The organism is Tolumonas auensis DSM 9187, assembly GCF_000023065.1.
In the GTDB taxonomy this organism is placed as follows: Bacteria; Pseudomonadota; Gammaproteobacteria; order Enterobacterales; family Aeromonadaceae; genus Tolumonas; species Tolumonas auensis.
The window spans coordinates 2,389,832-2,411,932 of the sequence record NC_012691.1 but is presented as its reverse complement, the minus strand read 5'-3'; the positions used below and the strand labels follow the sequence as shown (position 1 = coordinate 2,411,932).

Genomic DNA, 22,101 nt, shown 5'->3' with positions numbered 1-22,101 from the left:
CATTATTCAGCGTAGTCGATTTATAGCGAGATAACCGTTAGATCAAGCATACTCCGTAAGGTATTTATTTCCAGAGACTATTCGGGTGTTTGATTTCCGGCTGAACCTGCTATTTGGGATAGTGCGGCAGGGTCAAGAATGGTCACATATTTACCTTTAACCTTGATCAATCCTATCTTCTGAAAGCGTCCGAGCAGCCGACTGATGGTTTCTACGGTAAGGCCTAAATAATTACCTATATCACCGCGTGTCATCGCCAGACGGAATTCTCTGGGAGAGAAACCACGCTGGGAGAAACGGGTTGACAGGCTGTTAAGAAATGCAGCCAGACGTTCTTCAGCATTTTTCTTCGACAGTAATAAAATCATCTCCTGATCACAGATAATTTCATTACTCATCAGACGCATTATCTGCTGACGTAGTTTGGACATTTTACCGGAGAGTTCATCCAGTACTTCATAAGGGATTTCACAGACCATGGATGTTTCCAGCGCCTGTGCGAATGAGGGGTGATACTGTCTGGTGACAGCATCAAAGCCAACCAGATCGCCGGCTAAATGAAAGCCAGTTATCTGTTCATCACCTTGCTCGGTAATTGTATAAGACTTAACTGTTCCGGAACGAATAGCAAATAACGATTTTAACTCATCACCGGCTTTAAATAATGTTTCGCCTTTCTGGATGGGTTTTTTTCGTTCAATGATGGAGTCAAGAAGGTCTAATTCGGAGGTGTTAAGCGAAAAAGGGATGCAGAGTTGGCTGATACTGCAATCATGACAATGAATAGTACCGCCACACGATGGAGGTCTTTTAGCTTTTGCTTTGTCCTGGATCATCTTGACGCTATTTGATTTTTGATTTTAGTCAAAAATATACCATTAACCGGGGTGGTTTGGGTAGCAATAATGATGAGCTTTTATCTGTGAACGTAAGGGTATCGGTAAATAAATCCGCCGTTGAATATGACAACGGCGGATTTTGAGTCTTATCGGGCTTCAGGGCGTCCGGCTGGAGCTGATGCCTGTTGCTTCAGAGTAGAAGTGCCTGCTGCACGGCCACTACCATTTACCGGCTTACGCTCATAAGGAGGATAATCTCCTTTTGGCTGAGCTGGTGGTAAAGGCATTTCGGCAGGACGAGTCATTGCAGCATTAGCAAAACGGACACGTTCAATCAAACCATGAGCCTTGGGTTTATTAACAACAACCGCAGTTGCGGTGCTGATAACAACAGGTTCTGATTTAACTGTTTCTTCCACTGCTACGGGTTCAGCAATCACAACGACAGGTGCTGCTATTTCCACAGCGATAATGGTCTCTGCTGTTGTCTGCATATCAGAAGCAGCCTGTTCAGTAACTACCGCTGCTTCAGGTGACTCAATCACCGTCACTTCGGTTTTTTCTGCAGGTTCTGCTACCAGCGATGTTTCCGCAACAACTGGTGTTTCAACAGGGCTTTCAGAAACGACTACCTGAGGCAAAGCATCAGCTTGTTGCTGTGGAATTACTTCTGTCACAACTACCGTTTCCACAGCCTGTTCCTGAACTGGTGCTTCAGAAACTGTCTCGGTGGACGTTACAGTCTGAATTGCTTTTTCTTCCGCATTCCGTTCAGCGTTATTGCGGCGACGGCGTGTACGAGGTTGTGCTTCTGCCACTACTGTTTCAGTTTCAGGCTTCGCTGCAACAATCTCAGTTTGGACTGTTTCATCGCTTATCCGTACTTTCTTACGCATATTGCGGCGTTCACGACGTTCTTCAACACGCTGTTCTTTACGGGATACATCCTGTTGTTCTTCAGCCACTGCAGCAGGTGCAGGTACTTCATTGCGTGGCTTACGTTCTTTAGGCGTACGCTCAGGTTTAACTGCTGGCGACTCTTTTTCAACGTTATTGTCACGTACAGAAGGTCGGTCAGTTCGTTCCGCCCGGTCTTGTCGAGGGCGACGAGGCTGACGAACCGGAGTGGTCTGAGTTTTTTCTTCTGGTGCTGCAGTACCAGCAACATCTTCTTCACGGTTACGCGCAGCATAGGAGGTATTACGTTTACGGTTATTATTGCGGTTATCACGACGACGCGGTTGCGGACGCTCTTTAACCGGTGGTTTTTCTTCTGCTACCTGAGTTTCAGCAGAACCTTTAAATAATGCACCAATAAAGCCGAATAGGCGTGACAGTAAACCTTCAGCTGCTGGTTTTGCGACAACCGGAGTTGGGGTATTAACTGGCGTTGGAGCCGGTACACTCGGTGCAACGAAACCCTGCAAGGCTGGTTGTTCTGCCGGTGCAATAATCTGCTGTGGTTTTGGTTGATATTCTTCAACCGGAGCTTCAGTTTTTAATTCATAACTGAGTGCATCGCTTTCTTCGCCTGAACGGAAACGAGACACTTCAAAGTGTGGCGTTTCCAAACGAGTATTTGGAATAATCAGCAACTGAACTTTGTGGCGTTGTTCGAGCGTTAGCACTGCCTGACGTTTTTCGTTAAGCAAATAAGCGGCAACATCAACAGGAACCTGAGCAATAACCTGCTCAGTATTATCTTTCAGTGCTTCTTCTTCGATAAGACGCAGGATACTCAGTGCCAGCGATTCATTGTCACGGATGAAACCCTGACCACTGCAACGCGGGCAGACATGAGTACTGGACTCATTCAGTGAAGGACGTAAACGCTGACGGGATAATTCCAGCAGCCCGAAGCGGGAAATACGGCCTAACTGAATACGTGCACGATCCTGACGCACGGCATCACGCAGACGATTTTCAACTTCACGCTGATGGCGGACAGGCGTCATATCGATAAAGTCGATAACGATCAACCCACCTAAATCGCGCAGACGCAATTGACGGGCGATTTCATCGGCTGCTTCCAGATTGGTTTGCAGAGCCGTTTCTTCAATATCACCACCCTTGGTTGCCCGGGATGAGTTGATATCAATAGAAGTCAGCGCTTCGGTCGGATCAATAACGATTGAACCACCGGATGGCAAACGCACTTCACGCTGGAAAGCAGATTCAATCTGACTTTCGATCTGGAAATGAGTGAAAAGTGGAATTTCACTTTTATACAGTTTTACGCGATTGACGAAATCCGGACGAACCAATTCAATATGTTGTTTAGCTCGTTCAAAAATGGTTTCACTATCAATCAGGATTTCACCGATATCCCGGCGCAGATAGTCACGAATAGCGCGAACAATAACGTTACTTTCCTGATGGATCAGGAATGGCGCTGCCCGGTTGCTGGATGCTGTTTTGATAGCATTCCAGTGTTTCAGCAGGATATTCAGATCCCACTCCAGTTCTTCCTGTGATTTACCGACGCCTGCGGTACGAACAATCAATCCCATTCCGGACGGGACTTCCAGACCGTTCATGGCTTCTTTCAGTTCAGTACGTTCATCACCCTCAATCCGGCGGGAAATACCACCGGCGCGGGGGTTATTCGGCATCAGAACCAGATAGCTGCCAGCCAGACTGATAAAGGTAGTTAACGCAGCACCTTTATTGCCACGTTCTTCTTTATCAATCTGAACGATAACTTCTAAACCTTCTTTGATCACTTCTTTGATATTAGGGCGACCGTGGAAGGTATAGTTTTCAGGAAAATATTCGCGGGCAATCTCTTTGAGCGGCAGGAAACCATGGCGCTCAGCACCATAATCAACGAAGGCTGCTTCCAGACTTGGCTCGATACGAGTGATTTTCCCTTTGTAAATGTTGGCTTTTTTCTGCTCATGGCCCGGATTTTCAATATCCAGATCATAAATACGCTGCCCATCAACGAGGGCTACACGCAACTCTTCTTCCTGAGTTGCGTTAATAAGCATTCTTTTCATTCAAATCTCTGTTTTTGTAAATTGTTTTGATTATGTACTTCACCGTTGCTTGAAACAGACACTACCGGCCTCGGGTCTTAATGGCATGTATTGGCAACCTCCCGGTTGGGACATGCGTGAGGCGCACTTTTAGGTGCGTTCATGTTTCCTCCCTTGCGACAAGGGGGCGAGTGAAGAATCGATGATTTTCTGATACGTAGGCAACAACCAGCCTTACGCTTTATATAGAAAATCACTTCATTATTCCATTTTCCGTTGAAGCAGCGCAAGGCATGCTGTAATGAGTTTGCGACAATCATCAATGGCTGAGTTAGAATTAATACATGAATAATACAAATCCTGGCGTACAGTTCATCACTATTGATGCTGAGCAAGATGGACAACGCATAGATAACTTTTTGAAAACTCAGCTAAAAGGGGTTCCTAAAAGCCTCATTTACCGTATTTTGCGCAAAGGAGAGGTGCGAGTTAATAAAAAACGCATTAAACCTGAGTATAAACTCTGTGTTGGCGATGAGATTCGTGTTCCTCCTGTTCGGGTAGCCGAAGAGAATGAACTGCCTTCGTCCAAACTCGGTTCAGTGCAAGCATTGGCTCATCAAATCATCTATGAAGATGAAGCGATCATTGTGCTGAATAAACCATCAGGTTTAGCTGTCCACGGTGGCAGCGGACTGAGCTTTGGCGTGATTGAAGGGCTACGGGCGTTAAGACCGGAAAGTCGTTTTCTGGAACTGGTGCACCGTCTGGATCGGGATACTTCAGGGCTATTGTTAGTTGCCAAAAAGCGCAGTGCATTGAAACATCTGCATGAGCAGTTACGTGTCAAAACGATGCGTAAGCAATATCTCGCACTGGTACGTGGTCAGTGGCAGCCACATGTGAAAGCGGTGAATGCACCTTTGCTGAAAAATATCCTGCAATCCGGAGAACGGATTGTTCGTGTGAACAGTGAAGGTAAACCCTCTGAAACCCGTTTTCAGATCATGCAGAAATTTGCGCATGCAACATTAGTGATGGCGAGCCCGATTACGGGGCGCACACATCAGATTCGTGTGCATACGTTGCATGCGGGTCATCCGATTGCCTGTGATGATAAGTATGGTGAACGTGACTTTGATGAGCAGGTAAAAAAAGCGGGTTTACATCGCTTATTCTTGCATGCTTATCGTCTGACATTTACACATCCTGTTACAGGGAAGGAAATGTCCGTGGAGGCGCCGCTGGACAAAGAGTTGCAATCAGCGTTGGATCGTTTGGAAAAATAATATGAAAGAGTATCAACTCATCATTTTTGACTGGGATGGTACGCTGATGGATTCGGTCAGTCGGATCGTTTCCTCTATGCAAAAAGCAGCGCAGGTCTGTAATTTACCTGTGCCTGCTATTCATTCGGTCAAAGACATCATCGGACTTAGTTTGCAGGTATCGATGCAACGGTTGTTTCCTTTAGCATCAGATGAACAGCGTAATATGTTGATTCAGCATTATAGTAATTACTATAAGCATCTTGATGATACGCCAACCCCGCTGTTTTCCGGTGTTAATGGCATGATGAGGCAATTGCATGCTAACGGAAAACAACTGGCTGTCGCGACAGGTAAATCACGTAGCGGCCTGGAGCGCGTGTTGGCGGAAACAGAAATGGCGGAGCTGTTTTGTAGCTGCCGTGGTGCAGATGAAGCAAAATCAAAACCGGATCCGCTTATGCTGCAACAGATCCTGGATGAGCTGAAGCTGCCGGCACACAAGGCTGTTATGGTAGGGGACTCGGTACATGATCTCGCCATGGCCAAGGCTATCGGCATGGATAGCATCGGGGTAACCTGGGGCGTGCATGACAGAGCTTTGCTGGAACAACATCAACCAGTTGCTATTGTCGACTCAGTTCCTGATTTACATCTGCATCTGAACGCCCGGCGTTTATCATGATGAAATACTCCTGGCATCGTGCTTACGGGCCAGGAGTTATTCTTATAGCGGTAATTCAAGTTCCCATGCGGCAAGCATATCAACCAACGCTATCAGTGGTAGTCCAATCAGACTATTGGGGTCACGACCTTCCAGCTGACGAAATAAAGTGATACCTAAACCTTCAGATTTAAAACTGCCGGCACAGTCAAACGGGGCTTCCGCCTTTATATACCGCTTAATTTGTCCTGATGACAAGCTCCGGAAATGAACATGAAAGGGCTCAGCCAGTAGCTGGTAGCGCGCCTGAGCGGCATCATACAAACATAAGCCGGTATAGAAGCTGATCCTCTGACCTGACGCTGCCTGTAACTGGGCTATGGCTGCTGATTCTGAGCCTGGCTTTCCAACAACCATGCCGTTTATGGTACAAACCTGATCGCTGCCGATAACCCAGCTCCCCGGATTCTGACTGGCAACCGCTTTCGCCTTTTCCAGTGCCAGACGCTGTACCAATTGCTCAGCCGATTCGCCCTGTCGTGGTGTTTCATCAACATGGGGCGCCATACACCGGAAGGGCAGGGCCAGCTTTTCCAGAAGAGCCCGTCGGTAGACTGATGTTGATGCCAGTATCAAATCAGGTGCGTTCATAGTGGTTTTTCCTTTGACTATCTTGGGTTGTGTCTATATCATGCCCGCCTTATGCAAAAGGTGAAACTGCCCATAAAGATCGACCCAGTACGTTGCGCTGCCAAACGCCTTGATTATCAGGGAATTGTTGAAGCTAAGCATATGCCACGTCTGGCCGAATCCTCGAAGAGAATTGTTGGTGATATTGAAGCCACTCTGAGTCTTTTCACTGACGCTCAAGGTTTAGTAGTTCTGCAGGGTACTGCGGAAGTTACATTAATCGTTGAGTGTCAGCGTTGCTCAGGTGAATTTGAATACCACTGCAAGGCTGCGTTTTCGTATACTCCTCTTTTGAAGAATACGATAGAGGATGAGCTGCCGGAATCTTACGAGCTCGTTGAGCTTGATGAGAACGGTGAGTTTGATCTTAATGAGCTACTCGAGGATGAATTAATTCTCAGTATGCCGATAGTGGCTATGCACCCAGAGGACGAATGTCCAATGGCTGGTGCGCAAATGACGTGGGGTGAGATCAATCCTGCTGATGAGCGCCCTAACCCGTTTGCTGTTCTAACTAGTTTGAAACGCAAGTAAGTTAATTAGGAGTAAGGTCAATGGCCGTACAACAGAACCGTAAAACCCGTTCACGCCGTGGTATGCGTCGTTCACACGATGCACTGACTGCTGCGCAGCTGAGCGTTGATTCAACCAGCGGTGAAACTCATCGTCGTCACCACGTGACCGCTGATGGTTACTACCGTGGCAAAAAGGTAATCTAAGTTCTGTAACGCGGATCTGCCTTTTGTCTGTTCTAACGGTAGCGTTAGATGCCATGGGGGGGGACTTCGGTCCCTCCGAAACAGTGCCTGCCGCTGCGCAGGCACTGTCGCTTTTGCCAAAGCTGAATATTCTTCTTGTTGGTGATCAAAACCAACTTGTTCCACTGCTGCAACAACACGCGCTTTCTTCTCATCCCCGTTTACATTTAGTTCACGCATCCCAATCTGTATCTATGGCTGAACGTCCTGTTATTGCTTTGCGCAATAAAACAGATTCTTCCATGCGAGTTATGCTGGAGTTGGTTAGTTCAGGTCGGGCGCAGGCATGTGTCAGTGGCGGGAATACCGGCGCATTGATGGTTATGGCGATGCGGGTGCTCACAATGTTGCCGCATCTGAAACGGCCTGCATTATGTTCATCCTTGCCTAACCTGCACGGGCGACACACCGTCATGCTCGATCTGGGATGTAACGTGAATTGTACCCCTGAGATGCTATGGCAATTTGCTTGCCTGGGGGATTTATTTGCAAAGCATGTTCATGCTGTTTCTTCTCCGAAAATTGCTTTATTAAATGTCGGAGAAGAGGTCATCAAGGGCAGCAAACTTGTTCAGGAGACGGCTAAATTACTGGCTTCTGATAAGCAATTTAACTACATTGGTTTCCTGGAAGGAGATCAACTTATTTCTGGTCAGGCCGATGTTATCGTCTGTGATGGCTTCACCGGAAATATTGCATTGAAGACCGCAGAAGGGATTGCCCGGTTTTTTTATAGCCAAATAAAAGCCTCTAATGAGGCTGATAAAGTAAAAAACAAGTCAAATACGGCTGCAGAAATACAAACCTCTTTGTCAGTGATGCATCCTGACCACTATAATGGTGCCAGTCTTCTGGGGCTAAATGGTATCGTAATTAAAAGTCATGGGCGCGCCGATCGGCGAGCTTTATCCAATGCCATTCTGCATGCAGTGGCTGAGATCGAACAACAATTACCGCGTCGGATCTCAGAACGCTTTATTGCAGAACACACATACGAGCGCTAATTCACTTTATGTTCAGTAAAATTCTTGGTACGGGTAGTTATGTACCCGCAAAGGTTCGTACTAACGCTGATCTTGAGCGTATGGTCGAAACCAGTGATGAATGGATCGTGGAAAGAACCGGTATCCGGGAACGTCGTATAGCCGGCGATAATGAAACTGTTGCTTCATTGTCGTTTCAGGCTGCACAACAGGCGTTGTCAGCGGCAGGCATTCCCGCTGCTGAGCTGGATATGATTATCATTGCTACTACGAGTGCTGAAAATGCGTTCCCGGCAGCAGCTTGTGAATTACAGGCTATGCTTGATTGCCCCGGTATTCCTGCATTTGATCTGGCAGCGGCTTGTGCCGGGTTCACCTATGCCCTCAGTGTGGCAGATCAGTTTATTCGTGCTGGAAATGCTAAACATATTCTGGTTGTTGGTGCAGATACATTATCCCGTGCGTGTGAGCCAAATGACCGTGGCACAATCATTTTATTTGGTGATGGTGCCGGTGCTGTTGTATTAGGTGCATCAGAACAGCAAGGTATTTTGTCCACACATTTATTCGCAGATGGCCGTTATGGCGAATTACTGAAATTACCTCAGGTACAACGCGGTTCTGATGATACCGAAAACGCCTATATGTATATGAAAGGTAATGATGTATTTAAGGTTGCGGTAACTCGTTTGAGCGAACTGGTGACTCAGACACTGGAAGCTAATCACATCGACAAATCCGAGCTGGATTGGCTGGTCCCGCATCAGGCTAACTGGCGTATTATCAGTGCAACCGCGAAAAAATTAGGCATGTCGATGGATCAGGTGATCCTGACACTGGATCGTCACGGTAATACATCTTCTGCGTCAGTACCTATTGCGCTGGATGAAGGTATCCGTGATGGCCGTATCAAGCGTGACCAATTATTACTGCTGGAAGCCTTTGGTGGTGGATTCACCTGGGGTTCTGCTCTGATTCGTTATTGATAATAAAGGAAATAAAAATGAGTAAGTTTGCAATTGCCTTTCCGGGACAAGGTTCTCAGAGCGTGGGCATGCTGGCTGAACTGGCTGAAGCCTATCCCATCATTAAAGAAACATTTGCAGAAGCCAGTGCGGTATTAGGCTATGACCTGTTTGAATTGGTAACACAAGGTCCGGCTGAAGAACTGAATAAAACCTGGAAAACACAACCGGCATTGCTGACCAGCTCTGTTGCTTTATGGCGTTTATGGCAAGCACAGGGCGGCGCAACTCCTGCTGTGATGGCGGGCCATAGCTTAGGTGAATATTCTGCACTGGTATGTGCAGGCGCATTGAATTTTACCGATGCAGTTAAACTGGTTGAACTGCGTGGTCAGGCTATGCAGCGTGCCGTGCCGGAAGGTGTTGGCGCCATGGCTGCCATTATCGGTCTGGATAACGATTCTATTGCTGCTAACTGTGAAAAAGCAGCTGAAGACCAGGTTGTTTCTCCGGTTAACTTTAACTCACCTGGTCAGGTGGTTATTGCTGGTCATAAAGAAGCGGTTGAGCGTGCTAACGTACTGATGAAAGAATCCGGTGCTAAACGTGCCCTTCCTTTGCCAGTTAGCGTGCCATCTCATTGCGCATTGATGAAACCAGCTGCGGATGAACTGGCTGTTGCTTTGGATGCCCTTGACGTTAAAGCGCCTGTTATTCCGGTTATCAATAATGCTGATGTAGCGACTGTTACTGATCCGGCAGCGATTAAAGACGCATTGATTCGTCAGCTGTACAGTCCGGTACGTTGGACTGAGACAGTTGAAAGAATGGCGAATGAAGACGTCACTTTTGAGATCGAAATGGGACCAGGTAAAGTATTAACTGGTCTGGTGAAACGTATTGATAAACGTGTAGATGGCTGTGCAATCAATGATGTTGCAGGTCTGCAGGATGCGTTGAGCAAAGTTCAGTAAGAGGAATGAGAATGAATTTTCAAGGTAAAGTAGTACTGGTCACAGGCGCCACTCGCGGTATTGGTAAAGCGATTGCTCAGACATTTGTAAGCCGTGGTGCGACTGTTGTAGGTACTGCAACCAGCGAATCAGGTGCTGCAGCTATCAGTGAATATCTGGGTGAAGCGGGTACCGGATTGGTATTGAATGTGACCGAGCAGGCTTCTATTGATGCATTGTTTGCAGCTATCAAAGCTAAATATGGTGAAGTTGATATTCTGGTCAACAATGCGGGTATCACTCGTGACAATCTGCTGATGCGTATGAAAGATGACGAATGGGATGACATCATCCAGACCAACTTGTCATCGGTATATCGTTTATCTAAAGCCGTATTACGCAGCATGATGAAAAAACGTCATGGCCGTATCATCAGCATTGGTTCTGTTGTTGGTACTATGGGCAATGCTGGTCAGACGAACTATGCTGCTGCTAAAGCGGGCTTATTAGGCTTCACCAAATCCCTGGCGCGTGAAGTGGGTTCCCGTGGAATCACTGTCAATGCTGTTGCTCCAGGTTTTATTGAAACAGATATGACGCATGTTCTTAATGATGAACAGCGTAACGGTATTCTGAGTCAGGTCCCGGCTGGTCGCTTGGGATCTGCTCAGGAAATTGCTTCTGCAGTGGCATTTTTGGCCTCTGATGAGGCCGCTTATATCACCGGTGAGACTTTGCATGTCAATGGTGGTATGTACATGGTTTAAGATTCGTTTGGGGGTGTTTTTGACGGAAAATAGAGGAATTTTTCTAAAATCCTGAAGGGACAGCCCCCAAGAGTATTGCAAACTATGAACAATTGAATACACTACGACAACACACGCATTTGCGTATTTCTAAAGGAAAAATCAGGTCATGAGTACTATCGAAGAACGCGTAAAGAAAATTATCATTGAACAACTGGGTGTTAAAGAAGACGACGTTAAATCAGCAGCATCTTTTGTTGATGATTTAGGTGCTGACTCTCTGGATACCGTTGAGCTGGTAATGGCGCTGGAAGAAGAGTTCGATACTGAAATCCCTGATGAAGAAGCAGAAAAGATCACTACTGTTCAAGCTGCTATCGATTACATCCTTTCTCATCAGGAATAATCGCCTGACAGCAGGAGCGTGGTTCTAACGCTCCTGTTTCTTGTTTTAACATCCGTTATTTTCCTCCCGGAGGCTTTCCTGTGTCAAAGCGCAGAGTAGTGGTGACCGGCCTGGGGATGTTGTCTCCCGTAGGTAACACTGCTGAAGAATCTTGGCAGACCTTGTTAAAAGGCCAAAGTGGTATCACCTCCATCGATCATTTCGATACGACTGACTTCCCAACCAAATTTGCAGGTCTGGTGAAGAATTTTGATCCCGAAGAACATGGCATCAGCAAAAAAGACGCCCGTAAAATGGATTTATTCATTCAATACGGTGTTGCTGCTGGTATTCAGGCTCTGGCCGACTCTGGTCTTGAGATCACTGACGCTAATGCGCATCGCGTTGGTGTAACCATTGGTTCTGGTATCGGTGGTCTGGGTTTGATTGAATCAAACCATAACAGTCTGTTAGGTGGTGGCCCGCGTAAACTGAGCCCGTTTTTTGTTCCTTCCACGATCATCAACATGGCGGCAGGTCATCTGTCCATCATGAAGAAATTGCGTGGTCCTAACATCGCGATCACAACTGCATGCTCTTCTGGTACTCATTCGATTGGTTTTGCCGCTCGCATGATTGCCTATGGTGATGCAGATGCCATGGTGGCTGGTGGAACAGAAAAAGCATCAACCCCTATGGGTATGGGTGGTTTCGCTGCTGCGAAAGCATTGTCTGCCCGTAACGATGAACCACAAAAAGCAAGTCGTCCATGGGATAAAGACCGTGATGGTTTTGTTCTTGGCGATGGTGCCGGTGTGGTGGTTCTGGAAGAATACGAGCATGCAAAAGCGCGTGGCGCTAAGATTTATGCTGAACTGATCGGTTTCGGTATGAGCGGTGACGCTCATCACATGACAGCCCCGCCAGAAGATGGCAGAGGTGCTGCGCAGGCGATGCAGAATGCGATCCGTGACGCAGGTATTGCTCCGGAAGCCATTGGTTATATCAATGCACACGGTACTTCTACACCATTAGGTGATAAAACAGAACTGCGTGCAGTGAAAAGCACATTTGGTGCGCATGCCAATAATCTGATGGTTAGCTCAACTAAATCGATGACAGGTCACCTCTTGGGTGCTGCTGGTGCGATTGAAGCTATCATCACTGTTCTGGCATTGCGTGATCAGATCGCTCCTCCGACTATCAATCTGGATAATCCGGATGATGAGTGTGATTTGGATCTGGTCGCTAATGTTGCCAAACCAGGTAATTTTGAGTGTGCATTATCTAACTCGTTTGGTTTCGGTGGTACTAACGGTTCACTGATTTTTAAACGCGTTTAACGCTCGATATTATTTCAAAGGGCCTGATACACTGTTATCAGGCCCTTTTTATTTGTGATCATTTTATGCTTCTGGTTAATGGTTCATCTGTTACTAAGGTTTCAGCCCAGGATCGGGGCTTAACACTGGGTGACGGTATGTTCACCACTCTGCATCTGAAAAACCATCAACCCCAGCTATGGAAATTTCATATACAACGATTACGTGAAGGGTGTGCGCGGCTTAAGTTGCCATTGCCGGATCTGGATTCGTTATATGAACAGTGCTGCCAGCTAGCTGCCGGCGATGATGAAGCATGCGGTAAAATAATCATTACCCGGGGGAGTGGAGGGCGTGGATATAGCCCTCAGGGGTGCCAGTCACCTACCATTATTGTTTCTTCACATCCCTATCCGGTTCATTACAATGTCTGGCAGCAGCAAGGTATTTGCTTAGGTGTTGCTGAACAGCGTTTAGGATGGCAGCCAATGCTGGCTGGTCTTAAGACGTTAAACCGGCTTGAGCAAGTGTTGCTGAAGGATGAACTGGATAGCAGGGGAATGGCTGAGGCGGTTGTTCTTGATTGGCAGGGCAATGTTGTTGAAGCGGTTACGGCCAATTTGTTTTGGCGAAAAAATAATCGTTTTTTTACGCCTGACTTGCAACAATCCGGGGTGTGTGGTGTGATGCGCGCCTTTGTTATACAGCAACTGGCCGATTGGCAATATGTTGTTGAATCAGTATCGTCAGAGCTGGATATACTGCTGGATGCAGATGAAGTCTGGATGACAAATGCACTGATGGGGATTGTACCGGTAACAGGAATAAAAGATGTCAAATATGAAGATCATCGCTTTGCTAAGCGCCTGCAAAACGCGTTGGCTGCGTTGGCCTAAGAAAATACGCATATTAACAGCCGTTATGGCGATTGCATTGTGTGCGTTTACTGCATGGGGTTCCTGGAGCTGGCAGCAACTTGATTCTGTGCTGCTGAAAGGAAATTCTCGGCTTTATACCGTGGCGAAAGGTGCTAAAGCGAAAGATGTTTTGGTGGAATTAGCGGCCGAACCTGTTTCACCATTCTGGTCTGTCGTCTGGTTAAAATTGCATCCTGAACTCAGTCAAATCAAAGCCGGCACTTATAAAATAGAAAAGGGCTGGAACGTTAAACATGCGCTTTTGGTGTTTGTCAGCGGTAAGGAAGCTGTTTTTTCCGTCACGCTGATAGAAGGTCAACGTATTGAGGACTGGTTGCTAGCGCTCAGTAAATCGCCGTATCTGGAGCAACCATTAACACCTGATGATCTCAACAGCCTGCGCAGTGAATTCAATATAGAGCAGGAAAATATAGAAGGTTGGTTTCTGCCCGAAACTTATTCTTATACTGTCGGCTCAACCAGCCGGGATATTTTGCGCCGGGCGCATAATGAGATGAAGGGCTATCTGGAAAAAAACTGGAAAAACAGAGATAAATCAGTTCCTTATGATTCACCTTATGAAGCCCTGATCATGGCTTCGATTATTGAGAAAGAGACAGGTAAAGTGGATGAACGCCCTCGTATTGCATCTGTCTTTGTGAATCGTTTAAACAAGAAAATGAAACTGCAGACTGATCCGACCGTTATCTATGGTGTTAAAGATCGTTATGACGGGAATATCCGCCGCCGGGATCTGGAAGACGACAATCCATATAACACCTATGTGATTGACGGGTTGCCTCCTACACCGATTGCGATGCCGGGGAAAGCTGCTATCAAAGCAGCATTACATCCGGATAAAACTAATTATCTCTACTTTGTGGCTAAGGGTGGTGGAGCTCATAAGTTCTCAACTTCTTTGGCAGAACATAATAATGCGGTAAGACGCTATGTGCTGGAGCAATAGATGAGCGGTAAGTTCATTGTCATTGAAGGTTTGGAAGGTGCCGGGAAAAGCACGGCAGTTAGCTATGTTCTGGACTGGTTACGCCAGCATGGTATTACTCGGATAGAGACAACCCGTGAACCTGGTGGTACGCCGCTGGCAGAAAAAATGCGTAGCATAGTGAAAGAAGTGCACGATGAACCGCTGACTGTTCAGGCTGAATTGCTGCTGATGTATGCCGCCAGAGTTCAGTTGGTCGAAAACCGCATTAAACCAGCCTTGCAAAGCGGGTACTGGGTTGTGGGAGACAGGCATGATCTCTCTTCTCAGGCTTATCAGGGCGGTGGCAGGGGGATCGATCCGGTACTGATCAGCCAGATCAAGCAGGCTGTACTGGGGGATTTTGCGCCGGATCTGACTTTATATCTGGATATTGATCCGGCGATTGGTCTGCACCGGGCCAGACAGCGCGGTGAATTAGATCGTATTGAACAGGAGGCTCTGGCTTTCTTTCAGCGCACCCGGGCGCGTTATCTGGAATTAGCCAGACAAGACCCCCGGATATCTATCATTGACGCCAGTCAGACACCTGAGCAGGTACAAGCAGCCATCAATGCTGCACTGGAGCAGGCTTTATGTATCCATGGCTGATGCCATACTGGCTCCGGTTTCAGCAGGTTTTTGCCAGCAAGCGACTGCCTCATGCATTTTTGCTGGTCGGACCGGCAGGAATAGGTAAATCAGCATTAGCCGTTCAATGGGCCTCTCTGTTTTTGTGTGAACAACCACAACAGAATACACCTTGCGGTAAGTGCCATGCCTGTCAGTTATCCGGTAAACAGACGCATCCTGACTGGCATGTATATGGCGCCGATGATGCTAAATCCATTGGCGTAGATATTATCCGCCAACTGTCAGCTCAATTGATGAACAGTCCGCAATTGGGACGAGGGAAGGTTGCCGTTATTCTGCAAGCGGAACGGATGACCGAAGCTGCAGAGAATGCGTTATTAAAAACGCTGGAAGAGCCACCCGGTAATAGCTTGTTAATATTGCAGGCTGAATCAGCAATGAAGTTGTTACCTACCATTGTCAGCCGTTGTCAGGTCTGGACATTGCAGGCTGAAGAACAACAGGCGCTGACATGGTTACAACAACAATTGCCTGGCCGGGAAATCACACCCGCGCTCTTGCGCCTGAATCAGGGGGCTCCGCTTCGTACGCTGGAATATCTGAATGAAGGTGGTGAACAGCAACGGCTGGCAGTCATTAATGCGCTGGATGCATACCGGCAGCAACCCTGGACTATCAGCAGTCTGACCAAATGCTGGGTCTCAGCTATGCCGGTCACATTTGAGTGGCTGAGCCGGTTATTGCTGGATGCGCTGAAACTGCAACAAGGTGTGGTTATGCAGCAATTACCGTTCGCGGATCATCCGGCTTTATTGTCATTTCTTGCTCAGCGTCCTGCTGAGCGTTTATTAGAAAGTTTGCAACAGCTATTGCTACTGAAGCAATCTTTGCTGGATATGCCATCAGCTGTGCCGTCTATTCTCTTTGCCGACTGGCTAAATCAACTTCTTACCAAGGAATAACAAGTGTTAGTGGATTCTCATTGTCATCTTGATCGCCTCGACTACGACAAGAAACACCATGATCTGGCTGATGTATTACATAAAGCTGGGCAACGGGGTGTCAGTCATTTCTTATCCGTATCGGTAACGCTGGAAGCCTTTCCGGCGATGTTAACGTCAGTGCTGCCTTATCCTAATGTGTTTGCTTCCTGTGGTGTGCATCCGCTGGATCTGGAATCACCATGGAGTGGTGAGTTGCTGCGTGAGCTGGCTGTACATCCCCGGGTGGTTGCGATCGGCGAAACAGGATTAGATTACTACTACAGCACTGAAAATAAAGCGGAACAGCAGCACGCGTTCCGTGAACACATCCGCGTTTCCCGTGAGCTGAAAAAACCAGTTATTGTGCATACCCGCGATGCCAAAGCAGATACTCTGGCCATTTTACGGGAAGAGCAAGCCGGTGAAGTCGGTGGTGTATTGCATTGCTTCACTGAAGACTGGGCGATGGCGAAAGATGCGCTGGATCTGGGGATGTATATTTCTATTTCCGGGATTGTGACATTCCGTAATGCGGATGCACTAAGAGAAGTGACCCGCCAGATCCCGGCTGATCGTTTACTGATTGAAACTGACTCACCATATCTGGCTCCGGTGCCGCATCGCGGACACCAGAATGAGCCAGCCTATGTTGCTGATGTGGCTAAATTTGTCGCAGAACTGCGTGGCGTTTCGACGGAGTCACTGGCTGAGCAAACCAGCGAGAATTTCTTCCGTCTGTTTGCTCAGGCTCAACGCTGAATACCATGACATCAGCACAGCTCAGATAGACTGAAACTGTGCGGATGTCTGCTGAAACTCTGCTAAATAATCGATATGGACACCTTCAATCCCGCTGGTGTCTCCCTGATGCGCATCTCCCTGACTATAGAGCACGACTCTGTCAGCTTGTGATGAACCTAATGAACGGACAAAACGAATAAAATCCGCCCGTGAAAGTTGTTCGAGTTTTATGGCTACCTGTTCTCTCTGGCGGAAAGAGAAATCACGGCTGCCAATACTTCCCCATAATCGCTGACTGCGGGCACGTAAGTTGGCATCTGCTTCGGTCAGTTGACTGATCAGTCCCTGTTTGTTGCTTTGCCAGGTTTGCTCATTCATTTCTAGTAATTGCATATGGAAGGCATCAATAAATAACTCTATTGCAGCCAGCAAACCATCAGGTGCCATGACCGGAGACTGAACATAAAATACCAGTCCCGGATGCCGGTTCAGGGGTAGATTGCCTGTTCCGACGACATAGCCAAGCTGTTGCTGGGTTCGTAAATCGTGGAAGAAAGGTGAAGACATAATGTGGTTGGCCAGCGTATAGCAGGCAATGCTGTTCGCATCTTTCTCCGGTGACTGATAATACAGCAGCAGTGCCGAGTCATTATGCGGACATGGGCATTCATAGAGCAACGTACCGGCATTACGAATATCGACTAAACGACGACGGGTCTCTCTGCTGGGCAGGCTATTCGGTGTAATTTCCCGCTCCAGAAGACCGGCAATCTGGCGGACTTCATCTTCCTGAATATCGCCATGCGCCAGTACCTCCAGATGTACCGCCTGAAACAGACGTCGCATGAATTGGGGTAATTCAGACGGTGTGACGTTCTCTAAATGGGAAAGTAATGCTTCAACCGGAGGATTATTGGGTTGTAACAAACTTGTCAGCTGACTGAATAAATGGGCTATCGGCCGGCCTTTGTTCTGATTACGCCAGTGACGTAATAATTGTTCCCGGATCGAATAGAAGCGTTCCGGTTCATAATGTCCTGCGGTGCGGTTTTTCAGCAATAGTTCAAGCAGGTGATACAAACGGCAGCTGAAGCCACTGAGCTGTATGGTAAAACCACCCTGATGAGCATAAATATTGTAATTCAGTCCGGCAATTTCGGCGGGATAAGTGAATTCATTCAGATGATCAAGCAGCAGATCAACCATCAGCCTGGTCATCGCAATGTGATAGGGGGACTGTACGGCATGCTCGCTGTCTACGGCGATGAATAAACTGGCTTTCGGTGTGGCAAAAGAATCATCCTGCAGATGCCAGACTCGCAGTCCGGCCCGATGGATCAAGCGGTGCGGGATCGATTGTGGTTCTGCATTCGGGCGCACGGTAAACCGATCCGGAAGAAATGAATTTGGTTCCGGCAGTCTGTAACGTTTGGCGTCGGGTAATGCGGCGTTACGCCAGATATTCAGCCAGGCTGTTTCGATTGGCTCGACTCGATAAGGTGTGTCATACCAGGCAGCAATCTTGTCTGTTTCTGTTTCCGGCGCTATCAGCGTGATCCGCATATTATCCGGCGTCATGAAACGCAGCATCTCCCGGATTTGTGCAGCATCAAGCCCGGTCATCAGATAATCGCCTCTGATCACATCCTCCGGGGCATAATGGAACAGATTCATCGACAGATGCGAGACATTATCTAAAGGGCGGGAGTGTTCCTGCACCAGATACATCGTTTTCAGCAAAGTCGCTTTTTCTTCATACCTCCAGTCATCCATACCTTGTTCAGTGAGCAAGCGCAGAAAGCTGAACAGATGTTCTATGATCGAGGTTTCATGCTCCAGCCCTTTGGGCGTGAGCGAGAAATTAACCTGAAAATCCCGGAAATTGGAGCCACCGATACCACCTCCGGCAGACAATGCGCTAATCCAACCTTGCCGTTTCATATAGCCAAACAGACTGCCTTTACCTTCATAACCCAGCAAATGGCTGATGTAAGTTAATGGCTTGGTTGGATAATCAGCATCGACATTGGGTAGGGCGAAACTTACGGATAACCGGCGTAACTCTTTGAGCGGTCTGATTTGAATTCTGAGCCGGAGATCCTGCTCCCGGTATAACGGCGCGGATATCGTTGTGGCAGGGAGTGACGGACGGCAGATAACAGCAGAAAAGAATTGTCGTATCGCAGTTTCCTGATCAGCAAGTGACCAGTCGGATTGTAAAACCAGCGTCATCCGATCTGCACTGTAGTGCTGTTCAAAAAATGCTTTTACTTCTTCCCGCAGTGATTCTCCCGGATTCTCATGCAGCGTTTCCAGATTTCCGACGGAAAACTTACTGAACGGATGCGCCGGATTTACGGTTTCCTTATGTACCTGATAACTACGGCGGACATCATCGCTGATTTTCAGCCGGTATTCAGAGTCGATAGCGTGTCGTTCACGTTCTACGAGTTCAGCATTAAACGTCGGGTTAATAAAAAACTGTGAAAAGCGATGCAGTGCTGCGCCGAAAAACTCAGTCGATATATCAAAGAAATAATTGGAGTGTTCTGTGCCTGTCCAGGCATTATGATTGCCGCCATGCTGTGCGATAAAAGCCTGGTATTCACCGGGATGAGGGAATGATTCGGTGCCAAGAAACAGCATATGCTCCAGAAAATGTGCCATTCCCTGACGCTGAGGCGGATCGGAAAAATGACCGCATTCGACCGCCATTGATGCAGCTGATCGCTCCGCAACCGGATCATGAATCAATAAAACGCGTAATCCATTTGATAACCCGAGATAGCGGTAATCACATCTGTCATCTGGTGCTCGGTATATCTGCATAAGATCTGCCGTCTGATAATTATTCTTATATTATCGGCCGTTATTTTAAGAAGGTGCAAACCGTTTCATAACTTGTTGATTGTTTCCCTGATCTGAAGGCAGTAGTATTTAGTCAATAAGGACATTAAAGGCTGACTTAATGAAAATTATTGTAATGCGTCATGGTGAAGCTGCTCACGAAGCCGGGCGTGATGATCTGCGTCCGTTAACGGATAAAGGCCGTAAACAGTCGGTAAAAATGGCTGAATGGGTGTCCGCGGAGTTACCTCGCCTTGATCGTGTGTTGGTAAGCCCGTTCTTACGGGCACAGCAGACATGGGAAGCTATTCGCCCATGTTTACCTGTACCCGCTCAGGTTGAAGAAATTCAGGACCTTGTACCCTATGGCCGGGTTGAAGCGGTAACTGATTACTTACGGGCTCTTGATGATGATTATATTTTAATTATCAGTCATTTACCTTTGGTTGGTTATATTGTTAACGATTTGTGTGCTAATGCAGTGCCGCCGATGTTTGTAACATCGGGCATGGCTGGTGTGACGCTTCAGGATGGAAACGGCCGGTTAGACTGGTTAGAAGGCCCGCATACGTTCCGTTAATAATTTTTGAATTGTGCATAGTCTCTAATTTTAGAAATTCGCATCAACCTGCTGATTGAAATGGGGTATTGCAGCCCCGACTATACTTAGTACAGAGGGTGAATTGCGATACGGAGATGGACTGTGCGCATTTTTAAAAAATACTTTCCGGCATTAATTGCCAAATATGTCAGAACTTTTTTTCGTGGCCGATTATATATTCATGGCCGTGGTGGGTATGAATTCGAAAATGGCAAAGTTGTGATGCCGCCCGAAGCGGATCAGGTGCATCGGGCAACAGTACAGGAACTAAATCATAAAATTGCAGAGATCACAAAAAAAGCAGCCTGACCGGCTGATTTCTGCAAAGACAGTATGTTGTTCAGATGTTTTGCTCTATGAGCACGAGTATAGCTGCATCACCGCCCCAGAGCTTCGGTGCCTGGTGAAATGCCATCACGTCAGGATGTTGTGCCAGCCATAACGGGATCCTCTGTTTCAGTATATTCTTACCATGACCATGCATAACACAGGCACAACGAATGTGCTGGCGCCGGCAAGCTTCAATTAATGCCGCCAGTTCTGATTTGGCCTGCTGTTGTGTCAGTCCATGTAAATCCAGCATCATGTCGGGAATATAATCACCGCGACGTAGTTTTTTCACCTCATAGGTTGAAACGTCGGCGCGACAGTATTTTACCGGCCCATCCTGGTTCAGCAGTGGTTCATATTCATCCGAAAAGTAGTGCAGTGCCTGCTGCGTTTCACGAATTTCGCGGATTTGTGCTTTCTGCTTGATCGCCGGAGAATGCAAACGTATGGTATCCTGCTTTATTGGCCGGGCACCTGCGATAGCCTCTCGAAAGAGGCTGACATCCTGGTCATCCAGTGTATTTTTTTTGCTCATAATTCGGTTAGTCGTGCCTGATATACTAAACAGCAGTGTGCAGTTTAACGCGACAACCGGATCAACCGGAGGCGCATTTGGATAATATCAATGTTGATGAGGTCATCGACGAATTCAGAACCCTCAATGATATGCTGCGTTGGGCTGTCAGTCAGTTTAATGCTGCGGGTTTATTTTATGGCCATGGTACTGATAATAGTTGGGATGAAGCAATTCAATTGTTATTACCCGCATTAGATTTACCTCCGGTGATTGACAGCGATCTGCGTCAGTCGCGTTTAACCCGTACAGAGCGATCACATTTAGCTGGTCTTATCCAGCAACGCATTGAACAGCGGGTTCCGGCACCCTATCTGACGAATAAGGCCTGGTTTGCCGGTATGGAATTCTACGTTGATGAGCGGGTTCTGATTCCGCGCTCACCAATTGCCGAGCTTATTCACAAGCGTTTTACACCGTGGTTACAGCATGAGCCGACCCGGATCATGGATCTGTGCACCGGCTCAGGCTGTATTGCGATTGCTATGGCGCATACTTTCCCGGCTGCTGAAGTGGATGCGCTGGATCTGTCAGAGGATGCACTGGCTGTTTGTGAAATGAATATTGAGATGCATGGCATGCTGGGGCAGGTTATTCCTATCTGTTCCGATCTGTTTGATGCGCTGCCTGCCGGTGACAAATATGATCTGATTGTATCGAATCCACCGTATGTAGATGTGGAAGATATGTCTGATCTGCCGGAAGAGTTTCATCATGAACCAGAAATGGCATTAGCCGCCGGTGATGATGGCTTGGATCTGGTACGCAGAATTCTGGCAGAGGCAGGCGAGCTGCTGAAAGAGAATGGTGTGCTGGTTGTAGAAGTAGGAAACAGTATGGTGCATTTGGCTGCACTGTTTCCGGAAGTCGAATTTGAATGGATTAAATTTGAACAGGGTGGCGATGGCGTCTTTGTACTGACAAAAGCACAACTGGATCAGTATCAACCGTTATTCACACAAGCATTGAGTTAGGGAC

Annotated in this window: 23 protein-coding genes; 18 read left to right on the top strand and 5 right to left on the bottom strand. The window is 47.4% G+C overall.

Annotated features, from left to right (window positions below):
* Positions 1 to 77: 77 nt before the first annotated feature.
* Complete coding sequence (locus TOLA_RS11180) at positions 78 to 836, bottom strand: FNR family transcription factor (protein ID WP_015879269.1); 759 nt, start codon at positions 834 to 836, stop codon at positions 78 to 80.
* Between the two features lie 149 nt (positions 837 to 985).
* Complete coding sequence (gene rne, locus TOLA_RS11175) at positions 986 to 3,838, bottom strand: ribonuclease E (RefSeq protein WP_015879268.1); 2,853 nt, start codon at positions 3,836 to 3,838, stop codon at positions 986 to 988.
* 323 nt (positions 3,839 to 4,161) lie between these two features.
* Here rne and rluC point away from each other — a divergent pair, with 323 nt between their 5' ends.
* Positions 4,162 to 5,106 carry a 23S rRNA pseudouridine(955/2504/2580) synthase RluC gene (gene rluC, locus TOLA_RS11170; protein WP_015879267.1) on the top strand — a complete coding sequence of 315 codons (945 nt, stop codon included), beginning with the start codon at positions 4,162 to 4,164 and terminating at the stop codon, positions 5,104 to 5,106.
* A 1-nt stretch (position 5,107) separates the two neighbouring features.
* Complete coding sequence (locus TOLA_RS11165; RefSeq protein ID WP_015879266.1) at positions 5,108 to 5,770, top strand: HAD family hydrolase; 663 nt, start codon at positions 5,108 to 5,110, stop codon at positions 5,768 to 5,770.
* A 42-nt stretch (positions 5,771 to 5,812) separates the two neighbouring features.
* On the opposite strand, the gene TOLA_RS11160 is transcribed toward TOLA_RS11165, so the two are convergent.
* Complete coding sequence (locus TOLA_RS11160; RefSeq protein ID WP_015879265.1) at positions 5,813 to 6,400, bottom strand: Maf family protein; 588 nt, start codon at positions 6,398 to 6,400, stop codon at positions 5,813 to 5,815.
* A gap of 51 nt (positions 6,401 to 6,451) precedes the next feature.
* Between TOLA_RS11160 and yceD the strand changes: the two genes are divergently transcribed.
* The 13 genes from yceD to TOLA_RS11095 all read left to right on the top strand — a co-directional run bounded on the left by yceD (position 6,452) and on the right by TOLA_RS11095 (position 16,789).
* Positions 6,452 to 6,973, top strand: coding sequence for a 23S rRNA accumulation protein YceD (yceD, locus tag TOLA_RS11155; protein WP_015879264.1), 522 nt, complete (start codon positions 6,452 to 6,454; stop codon positions 6,971 to 6,973).
* A 20-nt stretch (positions 6,974 to 6,993) separates the two neighbouring features.
* Complete coding sequence (rpmF, locus tag TOLA_RS11150; protein ID WP_015879263.1) at positions 6,994 to 7,158, top strand: 50S ribosomal protein L32; 165 nt, start codon at positions 6,994 to 6,996, stop codon at positions 7,156 to 7,158.
* A gap of 23 nt (positions 7,159 to 7,181) precedes the next feature.
* Positions 7,182 to 8,201, top strand: coding sequence for a phosphate acyltransferase PlsX (gene plsX, locus TOLA_RS11145; RefSeq protein WP_015879262.1), 1,020 nt, complete (start codon positions 7,182 to 7,184; stop codon positions 8,199 to 8,201).
* An 8-nt stretch (positions 8,202 to 8,209) separates the two neighbouring features.
* Positions 8,210 to 9,166, top strand: coding sequence for a beta-ketoacyl-ACP synthase III (locus TOLA_RS11140; protein ID WP_015879261.1), 957 nt, complete (start codon positions 8,210 to 8,212; stop codon positions 9,164 to 9,166).
* Positions 9,167 to 9,183: 17 nt separating this feature from the next.
* Positions 9,184 to 10,119 carry an ACP S-malonyltransferase gene (fabD, locus tag TOLA_RS11135; RefSeq protein WP_015879260.1) on the top strand — a complete coding sequence of 312 codons (936 nt, stop codon included), beginning with the start codon at positions 9,184 to 9,186 and terminating at the stop codon, positions 10,117 to 10,119.
* A gap of 11 nt (positions 10,120 to 10,130) precedes the next feature.
* Positions 10,131 to 10,865, top strand: a complete 735-nt coding sequence (gene fabG / locus TOLA_RS11130) for a 3-oxoacyl-ACP reductase FabG (RefSeq protein WP_015879259.1) — start codon at positions 10,131 to 10,133, stop codon at positions 10,863 to 10,865.
* 148 nt (positions 10,866 to 11,013) lie between these two features.
* A complete protein-coding gene (gene acpP, locus TOLA_RS11125; RefSeq protein ID WP_015879258.1) occupies positions 11,014 to 11,250 on the top strand; it encodes an acyl carrier protein in 237 nt (78 codons plus the stop codon).
* A gap of 80 nt (positions 11,251 to 11,330) precedes the next feature.
* Positions 11,331 to 12,572, top strand: coding sequence for a beta-ketoacyl-ACP synthase II (fabF, locus tag TOLA_RS11120; RefSeq protein ID WP_015879257.1), 1,242 nt, complete (start codon positions 11,331 to 11,333; stop codon positions 12,570 to 12,572).
* A gap of 65 nt (positions 12,573 to 12,637) precedes the next feature.
* The gene (pabC, locus tag TOLA_RS11115; RefSeq protein ID WP_015879256.1) at positions 12,638 to 13,447 is read left to right on the top strand and encodes an aminodeoxychorismate lyase; all 810 of its coding nucleotides are present in this window, start codon (positions 12,638 to 12,640) and stop codon (positions 13,445 to 13,447) included.
* On the top strand, positions 13,392 to 14,435 hold the full coding sequence (gene mltG / locus TOLA_RS11110) for an endolytic transglycosylase MltG (RefSeq protein ID WP_425358059.1): 1,044 nt from the start codon (positions 13,392 to 13,394) through the stop codon (positions 14,433 to 14,435). The genes pabC and mltG overlap by 56 nt, the downstream gene beginning before the upstream one ends.
* Positions 14,436 to 15,065, top strand: a complete 630-nt coding sequence (tmk, locus tag TOLA_RS11105) for a dTMP kinase (RefSeq protein ID WP_015879254.1) — start codon at positions 14,436 to 14,438, stop codon at positions 15,063 to 15,065. It begins immediately after the preceding gene.
* Positions 15,050 to 16,009, top strand: a complete 960-nt coding sequence (gene holB / locus TOLA_RS11100; RefSeq protein WP_015879253.1) for a DNA polymerase III subunit delta' — start codon at positions 15,050 to 15,052, stop codon at positions 16,007 to 16,009. Before tmk ends, holB begins: the two co-directional genes overlap by 16 nt.
* Before the next feature lie 3 nt (positions 16,010 to 16,012).
* Positions 16,013 to 16,789, top strand: a complete 777-nt coding sequence (locus TOLA_RS11095) for a TatD family hydrolase (protein WP_015879252.1) — start codon at positions 16,013 to 16,015, stop codon at positions 16,787 to 16,789.
* 21 nt (positions 16,790 to 16,810) lie between these two features.
* On the opposite strand, the gene TOLA_RS11090 is transcribed toward TOLA_RS11095, so the two are convergent.
* A complete protein-coding gene (locus TOLA_RS11090; protein WP_015879251.1) occupies positions 16,811 to 19,600 on the bottom strand; it encodes an insulinase family protein in 2,790 nt (929 codons plus the stop codon).
* Positions 19,601 to 19,739: 139 nt separating this feature from the next.
* On the opposite strand from TOLA_RS11090, the gene sixA reads away from it, so the two are divergent.
* Both sixA and TOLA_RS11080 read left to right on the top strand, forming a co-directional pair.
* Positions 19,740 to 20,198, top strand: a complete 459-nt coding sequence (gene sixA, locus TOLA_RS11085) for a phosphohistidine phosphatase SixA (protein ID WP_015879250.1) — start codon at positions 19,740 to 19,742, stop codon at positions 20,196 to 20,198.
* 123 nt (positions 20,199 to 20,321) lie between these two features.
* Positions 20,322 to 20,528, top strand: coding sequence for a DUF1107 domain-containing protein (locus TOLA_RS11080; protein WP_015879249.1), 207 nt, complete (start codon positions 20,322 to 20,324; stop codon positions 20,526 to 20,528).
* 31 nt (positions 20,529 to 20,559) lie between these two features.
* Here TOLA_RS11080 and smrB read toward each other — a convergent pair whose 3' ends face one another.
* The gene (gene smrB, locus TOLA_RS11075; protein ID WP_015879248.1) at positions 20,560 to 21,084 is read right to left on the bottom strand and encodes an endonuclease SmrB; all 525 of its coding nucleotides are present in this window, start codon (positions 21,082 to 21,084) and stop codon (positions 20,560 to 20,562) included.
* Positions 21,085 to 21,161: 77 nt separating this feature from the next.
* Here smrB and prmB point away from each other — a divergent pair, with 77 nt between their 5' ends.
* A complete protein-coding gene (gene prmB / locus TOLA_RS11070; RefSeq protein ID WP_015879247.1) occupies positions 21,162 to 22,097 on the top strand; it encodes a 50S ribosomal protein L3 N(5)-glutamine methyltransferase in 936 nt (311 codons plus the stop codon).
* Positions 22,098 to 22,101: the final 4 nt, after the last annotated feature.